We start from the raw sequence: 2425 nt of genomic DNA, 5'->3' as shown, positions 1-2425 counted from the left end.
CGGAGGCAGCCCCGTTGGCGCAGACTGGCGTCTGTGCCCCGGGGGACGCCCCCGCGGACCAAACCGTCCGACCGTCCTTTCGCTCTGCGGGGGATGCCCCGCGCCCCTGGGGGGTGACCGACTTGAGCCGAGACGCCATGCCGAACCGCCTGAACGTCCGCGTGTCCGACGAGGAGCTCGAGGCCCTGCGCAGGGCCTCCGCCGAGCTCTCCTGCTCGAGGAGCCAGGTGGTGAGGCTCCTGATCCACTGCCTCGCGGACGGCGAGGCGCGCATGGGTTTCGGCACCGTCGCCTTCGACTACGAGACCTCGCACGGCATCGTGCGCAACCTGCGCGCCATAGGGACGCTCTACAACCAGTCCGTGGCCGCGCTGAACACGATCGCGAAGGTCGCCCGCGAGTCGCCGCACGAGGTGACGGCCGAGGACGCGCTCGAGACCCTGAGGGTCGTGGACGCGGAGATGACCTACGTGGCGGACACCATCGGATGCCTCCGCGAGGACGTGGCGAGACACTCTGACTGGCCTTTCGTCTTCCTCTGGAGCTGACGCGCATGCCGGTGATAAAGGCCATATCGGGGCACACGGGTCTCGCAGCCGCGAGGAGGTACCTCGAGCGGGACGGGAGGGCCCTCGCCAGGGACCTGCTGCACTTCTCGCGGATCGACGAGGCCGCGCGACAGTCGGGGCGCGGCGTTGACGCCTTCGAATGGGACGTGGCCATGGATGAGACGAGGCGCGCAAACGGCAACGACGCCCCCTGGCGCGGCAGGCCGGCCAGGACCTACAAGCACTACGTCCTTTCCCCCGACCCGCGCGACGGCGTCTCGCTCGAAGAGCTAAGGAAGCTCGCCGTGCGCTGGGCAGAGGAGAGCTTCCCGGACTTCCAGGTGGCCATCGTCTACCACGACGACAACGAGGGACGCATCCCCCACGCTCACGTCATCGTTAACAACACGAGCCACGCCACGGAGAACAGGCTTCGTGACCCCGATCCCGGCCTCCTGAACGGACGCCTCCAGGCAATTGCGCGGGACATGGAGCCTTCGCACTCTGAGGGCGGGATCGACGCAAAGCAGCACGGCACCCGCAGGCTCGGCTCATAGGAGGGCTACGAACGGGTCCACGCGGGATGCGGAGAGGCGGAGCTCTCCTTTAGAGGTGCGCACTCCTGAGTCGCCGACCTCCGCTCGCCATAAGACCTTGCCTTTGTTGCGCTGTCCCTGGCAAGGCGCCCCCACTTGCAAGCCATCGCCTTCCAGCCGGTCTCCGGCTGGCTGCCGTCCCCGGTCCCGATCCCCTGATCCTGTGGGCCCTCTTACTCCTCAGCAATTCCGGCCACTTCCATCTCCCGCCATGCGGCGCCCTAAGTTGTCAATGGCCTCCCGCCGGGGCTCGAACCCCGATTGCCTAGGCCAGGGCGGTGAGTTCCCCCTGCTTGAACCAGCGGTAAATGTTGCGCAAAAATGGTCGCGGCCGCGGGGCTCGAACCCGCATGGGCCTGTCGTCCTTGCGCTCCTGGGGCGCGCGTCTGCCTGCTCCGCCAGGCTGCGGTGTGGTAGTCTAATTGCAAGCGGCGATGCTTCCCCCCGGGTGAATAGCCTGGGAAAGTGGGCATCGCCGCTCTGATATGTCCATGCACCTGCTTGCAGGATAGACCTCTTGGCTATGCTGGCACGCCCGGCAGGTGCCGCCCCCGCGTCTTCGGTTTTGGAGACCGCTGCTCTGCTGTTGAGCTACGGGCGTATTTGCGCTAGAAATATAAAAGCGGCGGATGGCTCTGAATAGGGACTTTCGTCGCCATTTTTATAGCTGCTCCATGCAGTCATCGCTGTGCACCATCATGCTTCGTATTCCATTCTGGCCGCTGATGTGTGACGGCGGGCTTTCACGTTCCGAGGCCCTTGGCATCGGCAGCACCTGCACGACCGAGGACAGCATGAAGGGTCCGAAGAATTCGCGGGGATACCGGTAGGTGCCAATACCGCTAATCTTTGCAGATCTGCTTAATGCCATACGATCCTCAAGACCTGTCTGCCAGAGTGCGAGATGCACGAGGGGTGGAGGCAGGCCGACGGGGCACCGGCTCGCTCCCGACCGGGTACTAGACAAGCACAAGTCGTACTTCGCGAAAGGTCGCTGTCTGGAAGGTATTCCTTTCGTCTGGCTCAACCGCATGAGGGCCACCTATGCCACTCTCATGCAGGATGCAGGCATCGACTCCACGCTTATCAATGCCATGCAGGGCAGATCATCCAACTCAGAAGTGCTCTATGGCCACTACCTCAACCCGCGCCAGGACAGCTTCGAGAGGGCCGCAGACGCGATGCAACGCCGCGTCATCGGTTGCTAGATTGCAAGATTACGCGGAACCTTGCAGGAGCTTGCAGGTATAGTCCATAAAAAATAAAAGGTCGCAGGGCGTT

General features: G+C 64.0%; 2 protein-coding genes and 2 tRNA genes. 2 read left to right on the top strand and 2 right to left on the bottom strand.

Annotated elements, in window-relative coordinates:
• Positions 1 to 122 precede the first annotated feature (122 nt).
• Together ACI38Z_RS06400 and ACI38Z_RS06395 are read left to right on the top strand one after the other, a co-directional pair.
• Positions 123 to 548, top strand: a complete 426-nt coding sequence (locus ACI38Z_RS06400; protein ID WP_439789365.1) for a hypothetical protein — start codon at positions 123 to 125, stop codon at positions 546 to 548.
• A 5-nt stretch (positions 549 to 553) separates the two neighbouring features.
• Positions 554 to 1105 carry a relaxase/mobilization nuclease domain-containing protein gene (locus ACI38Z_RS06395; protein ID WP_439789364.1) on the top strand — a complete coding sequence of 184 codons (552 nt, stop codon included), beginning with the start codon at positions 554 to 556 and terminating at the stop codon, positions 1103 to 1105.
• Positions 1106 to 1466: 361 nt separating this feature from the next.
• Here ACI38Z_RS06395 and ACI38Z_RS06390 read toward each other — a convergent pair.
• Together ACI38Z_RS06390 and ACI38Z_RS06385 are read right to left on the bottom strand one after the other, a co-directional pair.
• A tRNA-Leu gene (locus tag ACI38Z_RS06390) sits at positions 1467 to 1552 on the bottom strand.
• Between the two features lie 119 nt (positions 1553 to 1671).
• Positions 1672 to 1745, bottom strand: a tRNA-Trp gene (locus ACI38Z_RS06385).
• Positions 1746 to 2425: the final 680 nt, after the last annotated feature.

This window comes from Parafannyhessea sp. (genome assembly GCF_051876455.1).
Taxonomy (GTDB): domain Bacteria; phylum Actinomycetota; class Coriobacteriia; order Coriobacteriales; family Atopobiaceae; genus Parafannyhessea.
This window is presented reverse-complemented; position numbering and strand designations above follow the sequence as displayed.